Source organism: Bacteroides sp. FSHCM14E1 (genome assembly GCF_019633785.1).
Taxonomy (GTDB): Bacteria; Bacteroidota; Bacteroidia; order Bacteroidales; family Bacteroidaceae; genus Bacteroides; species Bacteroides hominis.
This window is the reverse complement of the sequence record NZ_JADKYL010000002.1, coordinates 580,691-601,512: the sequence shown is the minus strand read 5'-3', so window position 1 is coordinate 601,512 and position 20,822 is coordinate 580,691. Positions and strand designations below refer to the sequence as shown.

Here is a 20,822-nt window from a genome sequence, read left to right as displayed (position 1 = left end):
GTCAGATGATACCGAAATGTTTTAATGCTTTTTGTATGCCGTCTTCGTCCACCGATGCAGTCACATAATCGGCTGCCTCTTTGACTTCGTCGTTTGCATTGCCCATGGCCACTCCGATGGCTGCATGGCGCAGCATGCTGATGTCGTTGCCTCCGTCGCCGAATGCCATTGTCTCTTCCAGGCGGATGCCGAAATGGCGGATGATTTCGTCTATCCCTTTTTGCTTACGGATACCTTTTGCCACAACATCTGTGAATGCCGGAAACCAGCGTCCGGACTCACAGTGCGGGAGTAAAGGCAATATGTTTTTTTCGTCTTCGGTGGTGATGAACGGGGTCATCTGGAAAATCTCGGTTTGGGTAGCTTCGGCAGTAGTCTGAACGGGCAGGATGTCTACATGCAGGAACTCGTGGAAAATTTGGTTTACCAGTTCGTTGGGGTTGCAGACGGCTACGGTATGTTCGGCGACAAAGATGCAGGGAAAACCTTTCTCGTCCGAAAGGGCAGCAAGTGTCTTGACATCTTCTGCCGGGATGGAATGTTTGTAAATCACTTCATCTCCTACAAAGCAGTATCCTCCGTTCATGGTGATGTAACCGTCTATCAAACTTTGTTTCTGGAGGGCCGACAGGTTGTTAATAATCGCTTTCGGACGTCCGGTAGCAATGAAAATCTTAATTCCTTTAGCTTTGGCTTCGGTTATGGCCGAGAGGGCAGACGAAGGAATTTCGTGCGTGTTGAAACTAACCAACGTCCCGTCTATATCAAAAAACAGGGCTTTTATCATACGTCTTTTCTTTAATGGAGCACAAATGTACTGAAAAAGCCTGATATAGAGTAACTGAATAGCACAATGATGGTAAATTTTAACTGCTGTCTGCTAAAATAGCTCATTTGGTTTCATTATGAAACAGATGAATTGTACATTTGCAGGCTGAACTTAAAAAGAGAACCCTTATGAAGTATAACTTTGATGAAGTGATAGAACGCCGGGGGACAGACTCGGTGAAGTATGACGCAGTGCTGGAACGTTGGGGAAGAAATGACCTGCTTCCGATGTGGGTGGCCGACATGGATTTCCGTACTCCACCTTTTGTGATAGAAGCTATCCGTCGCCGGTTGGATCATGAAGTGTTGGGATACACTTTTGCCTGCGAAGCCTGGTATACATCCATTATCAATTGGCAGAAAGAACGCCATGGGTGGAATATTACCCGGGAGATGCTGACATTTACTCCGGGAATTGTGCGTGGACTGGCTTTTGCTTTGCAATGTTTCACTGCTCCGGGCGATCGGGTGATGGTGATGCCTCCTGTCTACCATCCGTTTTTTCTGGTAACGGAACATAATCATCGGGAAGTGGTCTATAGCCCGTTGGTCTTGGAAGATGGACAGTATCAGATCGATTTCGAACGTTTCCGTACCGATGTGAAAGGATGCAAAATACTGATCCTTAGTAATCCGCATAATCCGGGAGGACGTGTATGGACCCGGGAAGAGTTGGCTGAGATTGCGGAAATCTGTTATGATAATCAGGTTTTGGTCATTTCGGACGAAATCCATGCCGACCTGACATTGCCCGGATATACGCATCCCACTTTTGCGTTGGTATCGGAGAAAGCCCGTCGGAATTCACTCGTGTTTATGTCGCCCAGTAAAGCTTTCAATATGCCTGGACTTGCCAGTTCGTACTGTATCATAGAGGATGAAGACATTCGTCGTCGTTTCCAGACGTATATGGAGGCCAGTGAGTTCAGTGAAGGACATTTGTTTGCTTATCTTGGAGTGGCCGCTGCTTATAGTAATGGAACGGAGTGGTTGGATCAGGTGTTGGAATACATTCAGGGAAATATTGATTTTACGGACGAGTATCTGAAAGCGAATATCCCTGCAATACGGATGATTCGTCCCCAGGCTTCTTACTTGATTTTCCTGGACTGTCGCGAACTGAGACTGTCGCAGAAAGAATTAGTAAGTTTCTTTGTTGATGATGCACATCTGGCACTGAACGATGGTGCAATGTTTGGTAAAGAGGGAGAAGGATTTATGCGTCTTAACGTGGCTTGTCCGCGAAGTGTGCTGAAGCAGGCACTGGATCAGATAAAGCAGGCATACGGGAAGAAGCATGACACAATAGCATAATTTGTGGAATTTATATAAAAAGACTTTCAGGATGAAAAAAAATAGTTTCGAGACACAAATACTGCATACTCCTTTTGAGAAAGAGGATGCATATCATTCTCTTTCCATGCCGGTATATCATACTGCTGCTTATGAATTTGAAACTGCTGAAGAGATGGAAGCTGCTTTCTGTGGACGGACAGCCGGACATGCTTATTCACGAATTACAAACCCTACGGTGCAGTACTTCGAGCAACGTGTACAGGCTGTGACCGGTGCGCTGAGCGTGACGGCGTTGAATTCCGGAATGGCTGCCATCAGCAATGCTCTGATCACTTTGGCAAGTGCAGGAGCTAATATCGTGACTTCGGCGCATTTATTCGGCAATACCTATTCATTCCTGAAAAGTACGTTAGGAGCTTTTGGAGTAGAAGTACGTTTCTGTGACCTGACATGCCTTGAAGAAGTGGAGAGGCAGATCGATGAAAATACTTGTGCGCTTTTTCTGGAGGTTATTACCAATCCGCAGCTGGAAGTGGCCGATTTGAAAGCCCTTGCCGGTATTGTCCATAGTGCCGGAGTACCATTGCTGGCAGATACAACGGCGGTTCCTTTCCATGTGTTTCGTGCGGCGGATTTCGGAGTCGATATTGAGATTGTGTCCAGTACGAAATATATTTCGGGAGGTGCTACCTGCATTGGAGGACTGATAATTGACTATGGCACCTTTGATTGGGGGCATTCCGGTAAGTTGGCAGCTTTGAGTACAGATACCGGGAAGGAGGCTTTTACCGCCAAACTCCGTAGGGAGATTCATCGTAATCTCGGAGCATACATGACTCCCCAGGTAGCTTATATGCAGACACTCGGGCTTGAAACAATGGAAGTCCGGTTTGCCCGGCAGGCGGAAACATGTTTGAAACTGGCACGGTGTTTGCAAGAACTGCCGGAGGTTGAGTCGGTGAATTATACCGGTTTGGAGACCAATCCGTTTTATGAATTAAGTACCCGGCAGTTTGGTTCTCTTCCGGGCGCGATGTTGACGTTCGACCTTCCATCGCGTGAAATATGTTTTCGTTTCATAAATCGGTTGAGAATCATACGTAGGGCCACGAACTTATTTGATAATAAAACGTTAGCTATCCATCCGGCAAGCACAATCTACGGTTCATTTACCGAGGAGCAGCGCCGGGATATGGACATCAGTCAGAAAACCATTCGCCTTTCGGTGGGGCTGGAACGGACTGATGACCTGCTGGAAGATATCATACAGGCTCTGAAAAGCTAAATTTATCATTTACAAACTTTATACAATGCTGCCAAAAAAAGAAAACCTGGAAGAAAAAGAGAGAACGAAACATACGGTTGATAGTCTGTATAAGGACTATGTCGACGACTTGTTTTCGTATGCTTTAGGATTCGGGTTTGATAAACAGGCAGCGATGGATGCCATTCATGACGTGTTTTGCAGGGTATGTATTCGTGAGAAGGATGTTCAGGAGATACAGAATCCTAAATTTTACTTGTTGCGTGCCCTGCGAAACCAATTGATTGACACCTATAAACTTAAACGGAACTATTCGGAGGTTCTTACCGGTGAGATTACCGATGAACTTCCATACAGAATCAAAATCACCGTGGAGGATGAAATGATCGCGGCGGAAGAACAGGCGGAAGTGTCACAGAAAGTCGATGAAATTCTGAGTGTGCTGACCGAACGCCAACGCGAGATTATTTATTTACGCTATATGCAGGAATGTTCCTATGAGGAAATTGCGGAGATCATGCAAATCAGTGTTCCTGCTTGTCGTAAACTGCTCTATCGGACCTTACTTAAACTGAAGCACAATAATACGTTAGTGCTCTTCTATCTCTTGCTTTCTATTAATGTTGGTTAAATAAGGCACCAATTTAAATTTTATTCGGGAAAAGTGGGTATGAAACCTGTGCCCGTTCGTGTTCTATGCAGACAATAGTGTTATTAAACTCTTTAAGCACCTATTCTGAATGGAAAAAACGAAGCGGGATAGCAGACATATTGATCCTTTGAAAGATGAAGAGAAATTCTTCCAGTGGTTAAAATTCAAGAGCGTTCGGATGAACAGGGAGCGCCTCTCGAAAGATGATCATGAGCGTCTTCGTCAGCGGATCCATGCTTCTCTGCGTATGTTTCGACGAAAACGAACCATCAGGAGGGGCGCTTATTATGGTATATCCGTGTGCATCGTTATTGCATTAGGAATCATTTCTTATTTGAATCGTTATGAGAGGGTGGAACCGGTAGCGCCTGTTGCTGAACAAAAAGCGGAGATTGTATGGCAACCTTTGAAATCAGAAGATATTCGTCTGGTAAGTGGCGACAGTATAACTTCGTTCCGGCAAAATGTACACCTGCTCTTGAGTAAGGATGGATCAGCCATGGTCTACCACCCCAACAGCGGGCAAGAAAAGATCAGGATGGAACAGAATGAGGTCAATGAGTTGGTGGTTCCTTACGGTAAACGGTCGAAGGTGAAGCTGGAGGACGGAACAGAAATCTGGTTGAATTCCGGTTCTGTTCTTAAGTTTCCTACCCATTTCTCGGGAGAGAAAAGGGAAGTGAGCCTGAAAGGCGAAATGTATGCCGAAGTAGCCGCAGATAGCAAGAAGCCTTTCATAGTGCATACGGCACATTTCGATGTGCAGGTATATGGCACCCGATTTAATGTATCGGCTTATGAAGACGAGGCGGTTCCTTCGTGTGTACTTGTGGACGGCATAGTTGGATTTCGGCCGGAGTCCGGTCCTGAGATACGCATGAAAGCAAATGAAAAAGTGCTCTACGATGGGAAGCAATGTGAAAAAAGAAAAGTTAGTGCCTCCAGATATACCTGTTGGAAGGAAGGTTATCTGGAATTGGATGATGCCAATATGGTGGATGTACTGAATCGGATAGGACGATATTATAATCTGTCGTTTAACTTCGGTGACAAGAAGCAACTGACCGGTAAGAGATGTTCGGGAAAGATCTATTTATCCGATAATATTGATAATGTATTGACGACTATATCATTGCTGTATTCTACTGATTACAGGAAAGAAGAGCGGACTATTTTTATATCTGAGAACCCATAAAATGGTAGAGCCTATGGAATGACACTGAACACTATGACACACGCACACACACAACCCCCACAAAAAGGATAGAGTGATATCCTTCCTCTAACTTACACACACGACTACATATCAGAGCCGGGAAGCATGGTTATGCCCTCCGGGAAGGGATGCAATGGCCTGAAATTAGTATTATAACAACTGGAACAAAGCATGAAAAGAGAACGTATAGTAAGAACTGAAAACATTGATAAACAGAGAATAAAATATAGAGTATTGTTTGGCTTTATTTTCATTATGTGCTGTAATGGGGCAGCTTTATCGTCAGAGGATGTTAAGATGCCGGACTGGAAATTTTCTTTTAATCTGAAACGTGTGCCGATCATCCGGGTTTTTGATGAAATCGAGCAAAAGAGTGATTTTGTCTTTGCGTGGGCTTGCGATATAGACACCGAGATTCATAAGGAAATAAGTATTTGTGTTTCGGAAGAACCTATCCAAAGAGTGATGGAGAAGGTTTTAGAAGGATCGGGACTCGTTTTTCAGAGACTCGACAGGCAAATCGTGGTTTACCGTTTGTCGGAGCACAATGCCTGTAGAGCAACTGTTCGCAAGGATAGTGTGAGGATAATGACAAAGGTGGGGCCAAACGACTGATAGAGGGATTAGCACCGGCTCTTTATCGTTTTTCGTTCCACTCTGTCAGGAGTGCTAAGTCGGGTATGCGGATTTCTTTCCGGTGGAGTTCCAGCAGATTTAATTCCTGTAATCCGTTGAGGGCTTTTGATACGTTCAGGCGAGTATCATCCAGTATGCGTGCCAGATCATCCATTTTCACTTTAAACAGTTTTTCACCTGTCATTCTTTCGATATGGGCCAATATGAAACATATTATTTTATCTTCAATGTCCTTGGGAGCTCTATCCCACAAACGAGTGTAAAGGTTCTGTGCACGATTGCTGACAATATTCATATAGTTGAGGCGGAAAATATCGTATTTGAACAGTTCACCCATAACGAATGATTTGCTGATGCTTACCATTTGTGCTTCTTCATTATGAGGAATGTAGGTAGATATATACCGGGTGTTCATTCCAAACATGGAGTAAGGTTCCAATACGGCAGGAGCTTCGAAATACTCTATGACAGTCAGTGTCTCGTCTTCCGATACGGTGACGGAAGAGAGCTTACCTTTTAGCAAAAAAAGTAACTGGTCACATACTTCACCACTTTTTATCAACGGTTCTCCTGCTTTATGACGGGTGAAATGAAGTTTTACTTTTTCTAATATATTTGTGAAATCCTCATGACAAAGTCCCTGAAACAGGGGGAGTTGTAACAAGGTGTCGAACATGGTTTCCATATATCGTAATCTTCTAATTTGAAGGCAAATGTAACGATAATAGGGGTTGACTGAAACCATCTTCCCCTTCTTTTTGTTTTTTTTATTATTTCTTAAAGATGGTAGTGATTACCTAAAACAATCTCTTGCGAGATGCATAAAAATGAAGTATATTTGCGGGAAAAAGGAGGAAGTCATGTTTGCAAACTTTAATTTTCAACAGATGGTCAGTGCGTTTATCGTGCTTTTTGCTGTGATTGATATTATTGGTTCTATTCCTATTATCATCAATCTGAAGGAGAAGGGAAAAGATGTGAATGCCACGAAAGCGACCGTTATTTCGTTTGCATTAATGATTGGCTTTTTTTATGCCGGTGACTTTATGCTGAAACTGTTCCATGTTGATATTGAGTCCTTTGCCGTGGCGGGAGCATTTGTTATCTTCCTGATGTCTTTGGAGATGATTCTGGATGTGGAAATCTTTAAGAACCAGGGACCGATAAAAGAGGCTACGCTTGTACCTTTGGTATTCCCTCTGCTGGCAGGTGCCGGTGCATTTACTACATTGCTTTCTTTGCGGGCCGAATATGCCAGTATCAATATTGTGATCGCTTTGATCCTGAATATGTTGTGGGTGTATTTCGTTGTCAGTATGACAGGACGTGTGGAACGCTTTTTGGGCAAGGGAGGCATCTATATTATTCGTAAATTCTTTGGTATCATTCTGTTGGCTATTTCTGTCAGATTGTTTACCGCCAATATCACATTATTGATTGCTGCATTACAGAAGTAATAGGTATCCCCATTAATCTGTTGTAGAAACCGGGGTGAAAAACTATTCTTTTTCACACTCTGTGTCTTTTTGGTCCGTTTCGTCGCTATTGATTTCGTCGTTATCGGTTTCATTTGCTTCATTGGCAACCTCCTCCTCTTCCTCTTCATTTGCGAATGGTTCAGGCTTTTGTGGACCATGATTCATAAAAGCAAGGGCACAGATGGTACCGGTGACAGCTCCACTCAGATGTCCCTCCCACGAAGTTCCCGATGGTGCGAAATAAGGAAGCATATTCCACACCAGTCCACCATAGAGGAAGGTTACTAAAAGAGAGATCGCGATCAAGGGGACATATTTTCGTAAGAGTCCGCTGAAGAAAAGAAAAAAAGCCAAACCGTAAATAATGCCGCTGGCCCCGACATGCCAACCGGGCTTACCGATAAGGAACGTGATGGTTCCGCATCCTATCCAGATGATAAAAAAAATCAGAGGTGCAATGCTCCTGTAAAAGTAAAAAAGACACCATGAAAGGAAGAATAGAGGTAAAGTGTTGGCCAGTAAATGTTTGAAGCCACTGTGTATAAGAGGATGCGCGAAAATACCAAACATCCCTTTTTTTGACAATGGGTATACTCCTAATCTGGTAAAGTCCCAGCCCATGCCCACCTCTAAAACTTTTATTGTATAAAGGATAAAAATTAGGAACATAGGAAGCACCATCGCTATCAGGATTCGTCGAACATCTGACTTCATATTGGCATATTTCTTTAAATTTTATACAATGCTACGAATATTTGCCTTGAAAATAAAAAATAAAGTTCCTTTTTATTTTGTTTTTTACCTTTAATTCGTATTTTTGGGCATCATACTTATATTATATACTATGATAACCGAAATAATTAACCTTTAAATAATGCACAACTATGAGTTATTTACATTTTGACAAGACTCTGATGATAAATCTTGAGGAATCTTTACCAAGGGAGATTCTCCGGACGAATAAATCAGGAGCTTATCATTGTACAACGATTGTAGATTGTAACACACGCAAATATCATGGATTGCTGGTGATTCCCGTACCCAATCTGGACGATGAAAATCATGTGCTGCTGTCTTCTTTGGATGAAACGGTAATTCAACACGGTGCGGAGTTTAACCTGGGATTGCATAAGTATCAAGGAAATCACTTTAGTCCGAATGGACATAAGTATATCCGTGAGTTTGACTGCGAACATATTCCGGCAACAACTTACCGTGTGGGAGGAGTCATACTTCGTAAAGAAAAAATCTTTGTACATCATGAGAATCGGATCCTGATCCGTTACACCTTGGTCGATGCACACTCTGCTACCACTCTTCGCTTCCGCCCGTTCCTCGCTTTCCGTAGTGTACGAGAATATACACACGAGAATTCGCAGGCGAGCCGTGACTATCAATTGGTAGAGAACGGCATTAAAACTTGTATGTATCCCGGATATCCGGAACTGTTCATGCAATTGAATAAGAAGAATGAATTCCACTTTGATCCGAATTGGTATAGAGGAATTGAATATCCGAAAGAACAAGAGAGAGGATATGACTTCAATGAAGACCTTTATGTTCCCGGATATTTTGAAGTTGATATAAAGAAAGGAGAGAGTATTATTTTCTCTGCCGGTATTTCAGAAATTTCTCCACGTCGGCTAAAGCAAACTTTTGATGCGGAAGTGGCCGACCGTACGCCGCGTGATAGCTTCTATCACTGCCTGAAGAATTCTGCCCATCAATTCCATAATAAGCAGGAAGATGACCATTATATTCTGGCCGGATATCCCTGGTTTAAATGCCGTGCCCGCGATATGTTCGTGGCTTTGCCGGGATTGACGCTTGCTGTGGACGAGACAGATGAATTTGAAGATGTGATGGAGACAGCCCGCAAAGCGATTGGTAACTATATTAAAGGTGAACCGATTGGCTGTAAGATATACGAGATGGATGATCCGGATGTATTGTTGTGGGCTGTATGGGCCTTGCAGCAATATGCAAAGGAGACAAGTCGTGAACAATGTCGTGCCAAATATGGTTCTTTGTTAGAAGAAATCATTGATTTTATTCGTCAGCGTAAACATGATAATCTGTTCCTGCACGAAAACGGGTTGCTTTATGCCAATGGTGCAGATAGGGCGATCACATGGATGAATTCCACGGTTAACGGGCGTCCGGTTATTCCACGCACGGGTTATATTGTAGAGATAAATGCTTTGTGGTATAATGCTTTGCGGTTTATAGCCGATTTAGTTCGCGAGGGTGGTAACGGATTGTTGGCCGACTCGCTGGATGCACAGGCTGAAATAACCGGAAAATCGTTTGTGGAAGTATTCCGTAATGAATATGGTTATCTGTTGGATTATGTAGACGGAAATATGATGGACTGGAGCGTACGTCCCAACATGATATTTACGGTTGCCTTCGATTATTCTCCTCTTGACCGGGTACAGAAAAAACAGGTACTCGATACTGTGACGAAGGAATTGCTTACTCCGAAGGGACTTCGAACATTGAGTCCGAAGAGCGGCGGATATAATCCGAATTATGTGGGTCCTCAGATCCAGAGAGACTATGCTTATCATCAAGGTACGGCTTGGCCGTGGTTGATGGGGTTCTACATGGAGGCTTATCTGCGAATCTATAAGATGAGCGGTATCTCGTTTGTAGAACGCCAGTTAATCGGCTTTGAAGACGAGATGACCAGCCATTGCGTTGGTTCACTGCCCGAGTTGTTTGATGGAAACCCGCCTTTCAAAGGTAGAGGAGCGGTATCGTTTGCAATGAATGTGGCAGAGATTTTGCGTATCTTGAAGCTGTTGTCTAAATATAATTTATAGGAGGAGGGACGAAGATGAAAGTTTTAATGTTTGGATGGGAGTTCCCCCCGCATATCTTAGGAGGTTTAGGAACTGCCAGCTATGGTTTGACGAAAGGGATGTCTCAACAAGAGGATATGGAGATTACGTTCTGTATTCCCAAACCTTGGGGGGATGAAGACCAAAGTTTCCTGAGAATAATCGGTATGAATAGTACACCGATTGTGTGGAGGAATGTAGACTGGGATTATGTGAAAGGACGTGTCGGTTCGTACATGGATCCCCAGTTATATTTTGACCTGCGCGATCATATTTATGCTGATTTCAATTATCTGAATGCAAACGATCTGGGATGTATTGAGTTCTCTGGGCGTTATCCGGATAACCTGCACGAAGAAATCAATAACTACTCGATTGTGGCAGGAGTAATAGCACGCCAGCAGGAGTTTGAAATCATCCACTCACATGACTGGTTAACTTATCCGGCAGGAATACATGCAAAACAGGTATCGGGTAAACCATTGGTGATTCATGTACATGCTACCGATTTCGACCGTAGCCGTGGCAATGTGAATCCAACTGTATATGCCATCGAAAAAAATGGTATGGATCACGCCGATCATATCATGTGTGTGAGTGAACTGACTCGTCAGACAGTGATTCATAAATACTTCCAAGACCCGAAGAAAGTGTCGACAGTGCACAATGCAGTCTCTCCTTTATCACAAGAGATACAGGATATCGTACCCAATAAGAATCTGAAAGAAAAGGTTGTCACTTTTCTGGGACGTATCACGATGCAGAAAGGACCGGAATATTTTGTGGAGGCAGCTGCAATGGTGTTGAAGCGTACGCGGAATGTACGTTTTGTGATGGCCGGTAGCGGTGATATGATGGATCAGATGATTCGTCTGGCTGCTGAAAGGGGGATTGCGGACCGTTTCCATTTCCCGGGATTTATGAAAGGAAAACAAGTATACGAGGTACTAAAAGCCAGTGATGTATACATTATGCCTTCGGTATCCGAACCTTTTGGTATCTCTCCGTTAGAGGCCATGCAGTGTAGTGTGCCAAGCATCATTTCCAAACAATCCGGTTGTGCCGAGATTCTGGAAAAGTGTATTAAGACCGATTACTGGGACATACATGCTATGGCGGATGCTATCTATTCTATCTGTACCTATCCGGCTATGTACGAGTATCTCCGTGATGAAGGTAAGAAAGAGGTGGATGAAATTAAGTGGGAGAATGTAGGCTACAAAGTTCGCGGCATCTACGACGAGGTTATAAAAAATTATGGAAAACAATAAAACAATATAGATATGAGAACAATCTGTCTTTATTTTGAGATACATCAAATTATTCATCTGAAACGTTACCGCTTCTTCGACATTGGTGCCGATCATTACTATTATGATGATTATGCCAATGAGACAGGTATAAATGAGGTTGCCGAACGTTCTTATATTCCGGCTCTCAATGCATTGATTGAAATGGTGAAGAATTCCGGGGGGGCCTTTAAAGTAGCTCTTTCTATTTCGGGAGTAGCATTGGAACAACTTGAAATTCATGCACCTGCTGTAATTGACTTGTTACATGTATTAAACGATACAGGCTGCTGCGAATTTTTGGCCGAGCCATATTCCCATGGATTATCATCATTGGCCAATGAAGAGTGTTTCCGTGAAGAAGTGATGCGTCAGAGCGACAAGATGAAACAGATGTTTGGTAAAGCACCGAAAGTGTTCCGCAATTCCAGTCTGATCTATTCGGATGAAATAGGAGCTACGGTAGCAAGCATGGGTTTCAAAGGTATGCTGACTGAAGGCGCTAAACACATATTGGGTTGGAAGAGCCCGCATTATGTATACCATTGCAATCAGGCTCCCAGCCTGAAACTGCTGTTGAGAGATTTTAAGTTGTCCGATGATATCAGCCTGCGCTTCTCTAATTCCGATTGGAGCGAGTATCCGTTATTCGCTGATAAATATATTGGTTGGATCGATGCTTTGCCGCAAGAAGAACAAGTTATCAATATCTTTATGGAACTGAAAGCACTGGGGCTGGCTCAGCCGTTATCATCCAATATCTTGGAATTCCTGAAAGCTCTTCCGTATTGTGCAAAAGAAAAAGGAATTACTTTCTCTACCCCATCGGAGATTGTTTCAAAATTGAAATCAGTTTCTCAATTGGACGTACCATATCCGATGTCATGGGTGGATGAAGAAAGAGATACCAGCAGCTGGTTGGGTAATGTCCTGCAGCGTGAAGCTTTCAATAAGTTATATAGTGTGGCCGAGCGTGTACATCTCTGTGATGATCGCCGTATCAAGCAAGATTGGGATTATCTGCAGGCCAGCAACAACTTCCGCTTTATGACTACCAAGAATACCGGTGTAGGGTTGAATCGTGGTATTTATGATTCTCCTTATGATGCGTTTACCAACTATATGAATATTTTGGGTGATTTCATTAAGCGTGTAAATTCTCTCTATCCTGAAGATATTGACAATGAAGAGTTGAATTCATTGTTGACAACGATCAAGAATCAGGGAGAAGAAATTGCCGAGTTGCATAAGGAGGTTGATAAACTGGAAGCAAAGGCAGCAAAAGCTACCAAAGCAAAAGCGGAACCCAAAGCTACTGCTCCTAAAAAGGCAGCAGCAAAGAAACCTGCAACAAAGAAGACAGCTGCAAAGAAAGAAGACTGAATATAGTGCAAGTTTGCTTTAGCGAAAGCTTTTCAAATAGAGAGGGCGGAGGATTTACATTCTCCACCCTCTTTTAGTATAGAAGGGGCATTTGATGATTAGATTTTTGTCTCATCTCAGAATTAATGAAAAGGAAGGGGGCGTATAGAAAACAATCAGGGCGGTGTAAAGGGAAACTATTCACACCGCCCTGATTATATAATGAAAATCTTTTGTTATTATTTACCGTTGAAGTTGGTGTATGTCACTTCTAACTTCAGTTTTGGACCATTCTGGCCACCTTCCAGTTTTACATATCCCGGTTGTAAATCGTGCTGAATACTGATCATGTTCTTGTTGGAAGAACTGTCATACTGTACAAGTACCGGAATGAGTACTACTTTGTTCCAATCCGGGTTTTCGGCTTCCCAAGCAGCTTCATTCCAACTGGCCCCAGCTTTTTTCTTGGCTTCCAGTTTTTCGTTGACACAAGTGTTGATCAGACGAGTCAAATTGGTAAACACATACTGATTGGTTGTAGGTTTACTGTTAATTGTTGCATTGTGTACCGCCAGATAAGAAGTGATATTATCTGTAAGTTTATTCTCCTCAAAGAAACTTTGCCGTTCTTTTTCACGCAATAACAACACATATGTAGGTGCTTGCATGCTGAATTGCCCATTATCTACTTGGTTATAGTTGTTGAAAGTCAACTTCACTGCATTAATGGTGTCGTTGCTTAATTCCTCATAAATCTTGTTGATGGGCAGTGTAGCTTGAGTGAAGATACCTGCCGGAGATTTCAGATAAGTACAATCGGTCTTTTTGGCTATTTCCTCTAACTTAGCGGAGTTCGTAAACTTGTTGGCTTGAATAACCTCTTTTGTTGTAGCGAAAGTACGGGTTGTGTAGTACAGAGAATCAGTACCGTCTTTTTTCTTCAGGTTATTTCCTAAACTGTCTTTTTCATGGCATCTGATTACAACGTTCAGGTTGATTTGATCAACATAAAGAACTGTTCCGTTACCATAATCATTTTTTGCATAAATACCTTTGAACACATTGTTGATAAAAGCTTCCGAACTTTTGAAATATTCAGGATGATCTCTGTTTAATCGATAAATCTTTTTACCTAAATTAGTAATCTCCTCAGAAGTCAGACGGACATTGGGATAAAAATTCTCAGTTTTTCTGATGGAATCACTGAGTGATTGATCGACCGCAGTGTAGGCTTTCCGCGCAAGTAAGTTGTTCGGATTATAATATTCCAATGGGTTTATGTCTGTATAATAATTCTGGGTTAGGTTTTTGTCCAGTTCGTACACAGCCATACGGCACGGGCTTATAGAATCGCCAAAATAGTTTTGATAGTACAATATCAATTCAGCAGTGTGGATAGAGTCTCCTGCCATAACACCTTTGGGATTGGTTTCCGGATCGTAAACCGAGGGAAAGGAAATCCCGTCCGGACTATTCAATTGTGCGAGGAAACTGGCTTCGTAATCTCCGAACTCCTTATCGGTGAATTTACCGACATAACCTACGCTGGTTTTGGCAAAAACAGGACCTGATAAATCGGAATTTGTAGTCAACTCGTAAGTGGTGTATCTTCCATTGATATTTTGGTCGCTTTCCGGAAGCATTCCCAATCCGAGAGTACCTGTATTATCATCACACCCGAAGAAAGTCAAGGCAAGCAGTGCTACCCATACATATTTTGCTTTCATGATCGTCGTATCTTGGTTCTTATTATTTTTGTTCAGTTTCCCACACCTGATCGTAGAAGCTGTTGCAAGCGTCTGCAAGAGCGTCGGGAGCCTGATAGTCAAGAACCAATTTACCCGATTGACGGGCATAGTTCATGACTTCTTCATTTACATGTTCGCTATTCTGTACTACTCCGTCTGAGTAATCAACAGCCAATTTGCAAAGTGTAGCGTAATCTACCGGATCTTTCAAAGTAGCCACATCCTTTTTATTAATGCCTTTCAGCATCAGTTTAGTTGCGAAATCAGGGTTGAACGTACCTTTGAAATCATCCTCGTATACGGAGAATACCACTTTCGCATCACGGAACGAAGGTTCGTCTTTATACGCTTTTTTGATATATAAAGGAGCCAGAGCAGTCATCCAGCCGTGACAGTGAATCACATCCGGACACCAACGTAGTTTCTTTACCGTTTCCAACACTCCTCTTGCATAAAAAATAGCCCGGCTGTCGTTATCATCGTATTCTACTCCGTTTTCGTCTGCTGTTTGTAGCCGGTTCTGGAAGTAATCATCGTTGTCGATAAAATAAACCTGCATACGTGCTGACTGGATGGAAGCTACTTTGATGATAAGAGGATGGTCGGTGTCATCGATAATCAGGTTCATACCGGAGAGTCGTATCACTTCGTGCAATTGATTTCTGCGTTCGTTGATATTTCCCCATTTGGGCATGAATGTTCTGATTTCTCTGCCTTTTTCCTGGATAGCTTGTGGTAGATGTCTGCCTATATTGGCCATCTCGGATTCTGAAACGTAAGGAGTAATCTCTTGTGTAATAAATAAAACCTTGTTAGCCTTTGTCATAATAACAATCGTTCTCGTAAATATTCTGCAAAGATATAAAAAAAAACGGGCATTAAAGCAAGTTCTCAGGCGGTATAATTCCTTATGAATTGTTAAGTGCTTGTTTTTCAGTTGTAAACCGTCTGGTTGTTGAGGTTCCTACTTCGGTATCTTTTGCATTAATTTACGATATTTCTTCTTTATATGGTAAATTATGGTTTATTTTGCACCGTTTTTCAAACGACTAAGAATCATAAACCAATTAAAATGAAAGTAATACATACGATCAAGGACTTGCAGGCTGAACTGTCGGTTTTGAAAGCCCAGGGTAAAAAGGTAGGTTTGGTACCTACTATGGGTGCTTTGCATGCAGGGCACGCATCTCTTGTAAAACGTAGTGTAAACGAGAATGAAGTAACGGTGGTGAGTGTTTTTGTGAACCCTACCCAGTTTAATGATAAAAATGACCTTGTAAAGTATCCCCGTACGTTGGATGCCGATTGCAAATTACTCGAGGCTTGCGGAGCGACTTATACTTTTGCTCCTTCGGTGGAAGAAATGTATCCGGAACCGGATACTCGCCAATTCAGTTATGCTCCTCTGGATACTGTGATGGAGGGTGCTTTCCGTCCGGGCCACTTTAATGGGGTATGCCAGATCGTAAGTAAACTGTTTGAAGCAGTAAAACCACATCGCGCATATTTTGGTGAAAAAGATTTTCAGCAGTTGGCCATCATCCATGAGATGGTTCGCCAGATGCAGTTCGATCTTGAAATTGTAGGTTGTCCCATTGTCCGTGAAGAGGATGGGCTGGCTTTGAGCAGCCGGAATGCGCGACTGTCGGCAGAAGAACGTGAAAATGCATTAAAAATATCTCAGACCTTATTTAAAAGTCGTACCTTTGCAGCTACTCACACAGTGAGCGAAACGCAAAAGTTTGTGGAAGATGCTATTGCTGCTGCACCGGGATTACGCCTGGAATATTTTGAGATAGTAGATGGAAACACTTTGCAGAAGGTTGGGAATTGGGACCAAACATCCTATGCAGTAGGCTGTATTACAGTATTCTGTGGAGATGTCAGACTGATTGATAATATTAAATACAAAGAATCTTAAACTAAAAAAGACGAAGTCCTTATGATGATTGAAGTGTTGAAGTCGAAAATTCATTGTGCCCGTGTTACGGAAGCCAATCTGAATTATATGGGTAGTATCACGATTGATGAGGATTTGCTGGATGCAGCCAATATGATTGCCGGTGAGAAAGTATACATCGCTGATAATAATAACGGTGAGCGTTTTGAGACCTACATTATCAAAGGTGAACGCGGATCAGGTAAAATCTGCTTGAATGGTGCTGCTGCCCGGAAAGTACAACCGGATGACATTGTGATTATTATGTCGTATGCGTTGATGGATTTTGAGGAAGCAAAGACATTTAAACCAACGGTGATTTTTCCGGATCCAACTACAAACAGTGTGGTGAAGTAAGAAACCGTTCAACCGAAGAATATAAACAATCCCTGCTAATATCAGAATATTAGCAGGGATTGTTTTATTGGGTAGATCCGTGTTGATGTTACTTTCTGCCCAAAGAGTCTATTTGCGGTCGGTAAGCAATTGGTTGTGAGATCACGAACCGTAGATTACTTACCAACGCAGATTTCCGATTCTTTATTTAGAGCTTAACTGTTCGTTCATCGCTGCTGCAGCACGGCGTCCGTCTCCCATGGCAAGGATTACGGTAGCTCCTCCGCGTACAATGTCTCCTCCTGCATAAATGGTAGGGATAGACGATTGCATCTGGTCATTAACGGTAATCGTACCTTTACGTCCCAATTCCAGACCTTTGATAGAGCTGGGAACAATGGGATTGGGTGACACGCCTACGCTGACAATGGCAAGATCGATGTCGATGGTTTCTGTCGCTCCTTGAATGGGCACCGGACTGCGTCGCCCTGAAGCATCCGGTTCACCCAGTTCCATTTTCTGTAAAACCACTTGTTTCACACGTCCTTGCTCATCAGCCAGATATTCGATCGGGTTGTGCAGGGTCAGGAATTCTATCCCTTCTTCTTTAGCATGCTTCACCTCTTCCAGACGTGCCGGCATTTCTTCTTCCGAACGACGGTAGATAATCATGGCACGTTCTGCTCCCAGGCGTTTGGCTGTACGGACAGAGTCCATAGCGGTGTTGCCACCCCCAATTACAGCAACGTTCTTACCGAAAGCTACCGGAGTATCGGAATCGGGACTGGCCGCATCCATCAGGTTTACGCGAGTCAGATATTCATTGGAAGACATAATATTGATAGAATTTTCTCCCGGTATATTCATGAAGTTAGGGAGTCCGGCACCGGAAGCTACAAAAATGCCTTTGAAGCCTTCTTCCTCCAATTGTTCCACGCCGATTGTTTTTCCTACGATGCAATCCTTGATGAAAGTAACCCCCATTTTGGCAAGATTCTCTATTTCAACGTCTACAATCTTGTTGGGCAGACGGAATTCAGGAATACCGTATTTAAGTACACCGCCGATTTCGTGCAGCGCTTCGAATACAGTTACATCATATCCGTATTTGGCCATATCCCCGGCAAATGACAGTCCGGCAGGACCTGAGCCGATGACAGCTACTTTGATACCGTTCTTCTCACCAATTTCCGGAACAGAGATTTGTCCGCTTTCGCGTTCGTAGTCGGCGGCAAACCGTTCGAGATGACCGATGGCTACAGCTTCTTTACCCATTTTCAAATGGATGCACTTTGACTCACATTGTTTTTCTTGTGGACATACACGGCCACATACGGCAGGCAGGGCACTGGTTTCTTTCAGTGTCTTAGCCGCTTCAAGAATTTCTCCACGTTCGATGTTCTTGATGAAACGGGGAATATCGATACCTACCGGACAACCGGTCATACAACCTGGATTGGCACAATCCAGACAACGTTGTGCTTCTGTGACTGCCTGTTCTTTAGTTAATCCCTGGTTAACTTCCTCTTTGCGGCTGTGTGAACGATACTCCGGATCGAGTTCATTCATTTTGCAGCGTTCGATGTTTGCACGGTCTTTTGCTTTTATTGCTTTACGGAGTTCTTCGCGCCAAGGAGCGGTACGTCCGTTTTCGTCTATGGTTTTAGTTGCTTCACATTCGTCGAGTTTGTGCAGTTCTTCACGTTCAATGGCTTTAAAAGCGCCCATGCGTTTCAACATTTCGTCGAAATCCACCTGATGACCGTCAAACTCCGGACCGTCTACACATACGAATTTGGTTTTTCCTCCGATGGTGATTCGGCAAGCACCACACATTCCGGTACCGTCCACCATAATTGTGTTCAACGATACTTCGGTCGGAATTCCGTATTTTTTTGTCAGCAAACAAACAAATTTCATCATGATAGCCGGGCCGATAGCAAAACATTTGTCCACTTTCTCCCGCTTGATCACTTCCTCTACTCCTTCTGTAACCAGACCTTTGCGGCCATATGATCCGTCATCGGTCATTATGATCACTTCATCCGAACTTTCGCGCATCTCTTTTTCAAGAATAATCAGTTCTTTGCTGCGTCCGGCCAATACAGTGATCACACGGTTGCCGGCTGCTTTAAGCGCTTGTACGATCGGTAGCATCGGAGCAACTCCCACACCTCCTCCGGCACATACAACGGTTCCGAAGTTTTCAATGTGCGTAGCCTGTCCCAGCGGGCCCACTACGTCAGTGATATAGTCTCCTTCGTTTAGTTCGCAAAGGCGGGTAGAAGAGAGTCCTACCTCCTGAACAACCAGTGTGATGGTTCCTGCCTTCGGGTCGGCGGCTGCAATGGTCAGTGGCATACGTTCTCCCTTTTCACCGACACGCACAATCACGAAATGACCAGCCTTGCGTGATTTTGCTATCAACGGAGCTTCAATTACAAGTTTGAATACTTTCTCCGAGAAATGTTCTTTGCTAATGATTTTGTTCATTATCTAATTAATTTGTTGGATTTATTACGTAATTGCTATCAGAATGTTCTTAGTGTGCAAAGATACTGCTAATTTGTAAATAACAAAAGAAAAGCCATCCTTTTGAAGGGATGGCTTTGTCCTCAAGGTGAGTATATTTGTTTATTTTGTTCTGATTTTATACCCCGCCATTCCATAATAGAGGATAAAGAGGAAGCAGGGGAGGCAGATCCAGTAAGCATTTTGTGCTCCTGCTATATCTTTGATATATCCGAACAGGGTAGGAATGACAGCACCGCCGGCCATAGCCATTATCAACAAAGAAGAACCGGCCTTGGTGAATTTGCCTAAGTCTGCCATGGCGAGCGGCCAAAGTGCAGGCCACATCAGTGAACATCCCAATGCTATGAATGCTATGAAGTAGATCGAGATATCAGCCGGAGTCAATACTACCAGGATAGAACCTGCAATGGCAAGAATGGAACAGATTTTCAATGCTGTAGCCTGATTGAGGTATTTAGGTATGAAAATGATGCCGCAGATATATCCGATTACAATTCCGATTGGAGCAATCCAGGCATAAGCTGCTGCGTTTTCCAGATGCAGGCTGTTGGCGTAGTCAACAAGAGTACCCAATGAAACCGTTTCTACACCTACGTAGAGGAAGAGTGCAAGACATCCCAACAGCAGATGCGGGAATTGCCATACAGACGTTTTGCCGGCTGCATACGGACAAGCCTCTGCACCACCTTCGCTGTCGTCTTCGCCGGCTGCTTTTACTTCCGGTAGTGGAGCCATCAGCGAGATGATTCCTAATAAGATGAAGGCGGCGATGATTACATAAAACGGAGTAAATAAGTCTGATACGGTAATGTCGCTGACTTCCTTACCGATCAGGAAGGCCAGGAACAATGGAGGAATCGGCCATGCTAACTTGTTGCAGATGCCCATGATGCTGATACGTTTGGCGGCACTGTCCAATGGACCGAGGATAGTGATATACGGATTGACAGATGCTTGTAAAAATGCATTTGCCGTACCGCTAACGAAAGATGCTACCAGGAAAAGTGCGAAACTTTCCTGACTGGCAGACGGAATGTACAAACCGAAAGCAATGGCAAACATGGCGAATGAGAGTGCCATGGTACGTTTGTACCCGATAGCTTTGATAGTCATCGAAGCCGGATAACCAAAAATAAGAAAAGGTACGAAAGTAGCTGCGATAATAAGATAAGATTCAGCGGAAGTGATGCCTAAAGAACCTTGTAAAACCGGAATCAGAACGGAGTTAATTCCTAATGCGAATCCGATGGCAAAGAACATGATGCCGATAAATGCTAACGGCAGAGCAAAGTTTTTTTGAGTAGAGCTCATAAAATAGGAGTTTTGAGGTTAGTAAAAATGTGTTTTAAGGTAAAAAAAGAGCAACCCCTGTATCGGAGTTGCTCTTTTATCTTGTTTTG

The 20,822-nt window shown here is 43.3% G+C and carries 18 protein-coding genes; 11 read left to right on the top strand and 7 right to left on the bottom strand.

All coding sequences use genetic code 11. The annotated features are described in order from the left end of the window. Position 1: 1 nt before the first annotated feature. Entirely contained in the window at positions 2–787 is a 786-nt protein-coding gene (locus tag ISX59_RS05505; protein ID WP_005775725.1) for a Cof-type HAD-IIB family hydrolase, read from the bottom strand. Between the two features lie 170 nt (positions 788–957). Between ISX59_RS05505 and ISX59_RS05500 the strand changes: the two genes are divergently transcribed. The 5 genes from ISX59_RS05500 to ISX59_RS05480 all read left to right on the top strand — a co-directional run bounded on the left by ISX59_RS05500 (position 958) and on the right by ISX59_RS05480 (position 5,871). Further along, a complete protein-coding gene (locus tag ISX59_RS05500; protein ID WP_032539665.1) occupies positions 958–2,142 on the top strand; it encodes a MalY/PatB family protein in 1,185 nt (394 codons plus the stop codon). Between the two features lie 31 nt (positions 2,143–2,173). Beyond that, positions 2,174–3,409, top strand: a complete 1,236-nt coding sequence (locus tag ISX59_RS05495; RefSeq protein WP_005810082.1) for a PLP-dependent transferase — start codon at positions 2,174–2,176, stop codon at positions 3,407–3,409. A 25-nt stretch (positions 3,410–3,434) separates the two neighbouring features. Then, positions 3,435–4,019, top strand: coding sequence for an RNA polymerase sigma factor (locus tag ISX59_RS05490; protein ID WP_005810078.1), 585 nt, complete (start codon positions 3,435–3,437; stop codon positions 4,017–4,019). Between the two features lie 109 nt (positions 4,020–4,128). After that, positions 4,129–5,235, top strand: a complete 1,107-nt coding sequence (locus ISX59_RS05485) for a FecR family protein (RefSeq protein WP_032539664.1) — start codon at positions 4,129–4,131, stop codon at positions 5,233–5,235. A 192-nt stretch (positions 5,236–5,427) separates the two neighbouring features. Further along, complete coding sequence (locus ISX59_RS05480) at positions 5,428–5,871, top strand: STN domain-containing protein (protein ID WP_005810074.1); 444 nt, start codon at positions 5,428–5,430, stop codon at positions 5,869–5,871. Positions 5,872–5,893: 22 nt separating this feature from the next. Here the strand turns inward: ISX59_RS05480 and ISX59_RS05475 are convergent, their stop codons facing one another. Further along, positions 5,894–6,637 carry a Crp/Fnr family transcriptional regulator gene (locus ISX59_RS05475; protein ID WP_032539663.1) on the bottom strand — a complete coding sequence of 248 codons (744 nt, stop codon included), beginning with the start codon at positions 6,635–6,637 and terminating at the stop codon, positions 5,894–5,896. 115 nt (positions 6,638–6,752) lie between these two features. Here ISX59_RS05475 and ISX59_RS05470 point away from each other — a divergent pair, with 115 nt between their 5' ends. Beyond that, positions 6,753–7,349: a MarC family protein gene (locus tag ISX59_RS05470; RefSeq protein ID WP_005775732.1), complete on the top strand. Its 597-nt coding sequence runs from the start codon at positions 6,753–6,755 to the stop codon at positions 7,347–7,349. Positions 7,350–7,391: 42 nt separating this feature from the next. Here ISX59_RS05470 and ISX59_RS05465 read toward each other — a convergent pair whose 3' ends face one another. Next, the gene (locus tag ISX59_RS05465) at positions 7,392–8,084 is read right to left on the bottom strand and encodes a rhomboid family intramembrane serine protease (RefSeq protein ID WP_220575721.1); all 693 of its coding nucleotides are present in this window, start codon (positions 8,082–8,084) and stop codon (positions 7,392–7,394) included. A 170-nt stretch (positions 8,085–8,254) separates the two neighbouring features. Between ISX59_RS05465 and ISX59_RS05460 the strand changes: the two genes are divergently transcribed. From ISX59_RS05460 to ISX59_RS05450, 3 genes are read left to right on the top strand one after another with little or no spacing between them, the layout of a single operon-like run. Then, positions 8,255–10,195: a glycogen debranching enzyme N-terminal domain-containing protein gene (locus ISX59_RS05460; protein WP_032539661.1), complete on the top strand. Its 1,941-nt coding sequence runs from the start codon at positions 8,255–8,257 to the stop codon at positions 10,193–10,195. 14 nt (positions 10,196–10,209) lie between these two features. Continuing rightward, positions 10,210–11,484 (top strand): glycosyltransferase family 4 protein, encoded by a 1,275-nt coding sequence (locus ISX59_RS05455; protein ID WP_032539660.1) that lies wholly within the window; start codon positions 10,210–10,212, stop codon positions 11,482–11,484. A 12-nt stretch (positions 11,485–11,496) separates the two neighbouring features. After that, the gene (locus ISX59_RS05450) at positions 11,497–12,885 is read left to right on the top strand and encodes a glycoside hydrolase family 57 protein (protein ID WP_220575720.1); all 1,389 of its coding nucleotides are present in this window, start codon (positions 11,497–11,499) and stop codon (positions 12,883–12,885) included. 218 nt (positions 12,886–13,103) lie between these two features. On the opposite strand, the gene ISX59_RS05445 is transcribed toward ISX59_RS05450, so the two are convergent. Further along, positions 13,104–14,591, bottom strand: coding sequence for a DUF4270 domain-containing protein (locus ISX59_RS05445; RefSeq protein WP_032539659.1), 1,488 nt, complete (start codon positions 14,589–14,591; stop codon positions 13,104–13,106). 22 nt (positions 14,592–14,613) lie between these two features. Continuing rightward, entirely contained in the window at positions 14,614–15,438 is an 825-nt protein-coding gene (locus ISX59_RS05440) for a glycogen/starch synthase (RefSeq protein ID WP_005810059.1), read from the bottom strand. 246 nt (positions 15,439–15,684) lie between these two features. Between ISX59_RS05440 and panC the strand changes: the two genes are divergently transcribed. Together panC and panD are read left to right on the top strand one after the other, a co-directional pair. Further along, complete coding sequence (gene panC, locus ISX59_RS05435) at positions 15,685–16,533, top strand: pantoate--beta-alanine ligase (protein WP_032539658.1); 849 nt, start codon at positions 15,685–15,687, stop codon at positions 16,531–16,533. Positions 16,534–16,554: 21 nt separating this feature from the next. Continuing rightward, positions 16,555–16,908 carry an aspartate 1-decarboxylase gene (gene panD / locus ISX59_RS05430; RefSeq protein ID WP_005775741.1) on the top strand — a complete coding sequence of 118 codons (354 nt, stop codon included), beginning with the start codon at positions 16,555–16,557 and terminating at the stop codon, positions 16,906–16,908. Positions 16,909–17,091: 183 nt separating this feature from the next. Here panD and ISX59_RS05425 read toward each other — a convergent pair whose 3' ends face one another. Together ISX59_RS05425 and gluP are read right to left on the bottom strand one after the other, a co-directional pair. Continuing rightward, a complete protein-coding gene (locus ISX59_RS05425) occupies positions 17,092–19,380 on the bottom strand; it encodes a bifunctional dihydroorotate dehydrogenase B NAD binding subunit/NADPH-dependent glutamate synthase (RefSeq protein ID WP_044301565.1) in 2,289 nt (762 codons plus the stop codon). 141 nt (positions 19,381–19,521) lie between these two features. Further along, positions 19,522–20,733 (bottom strand): glucose/galactose MFS transporter, encoded by a 1,212-nt coding sequence (gene gluP / locus ISX59_RS05420; RefSeq protein WP_005775743.1) that lies wholly within the window; start codon positions 20,731–20,733, stop codon positions 19,522–19,524. Positions 20,734–20,822: the final 89 nt, after the last annotated feature.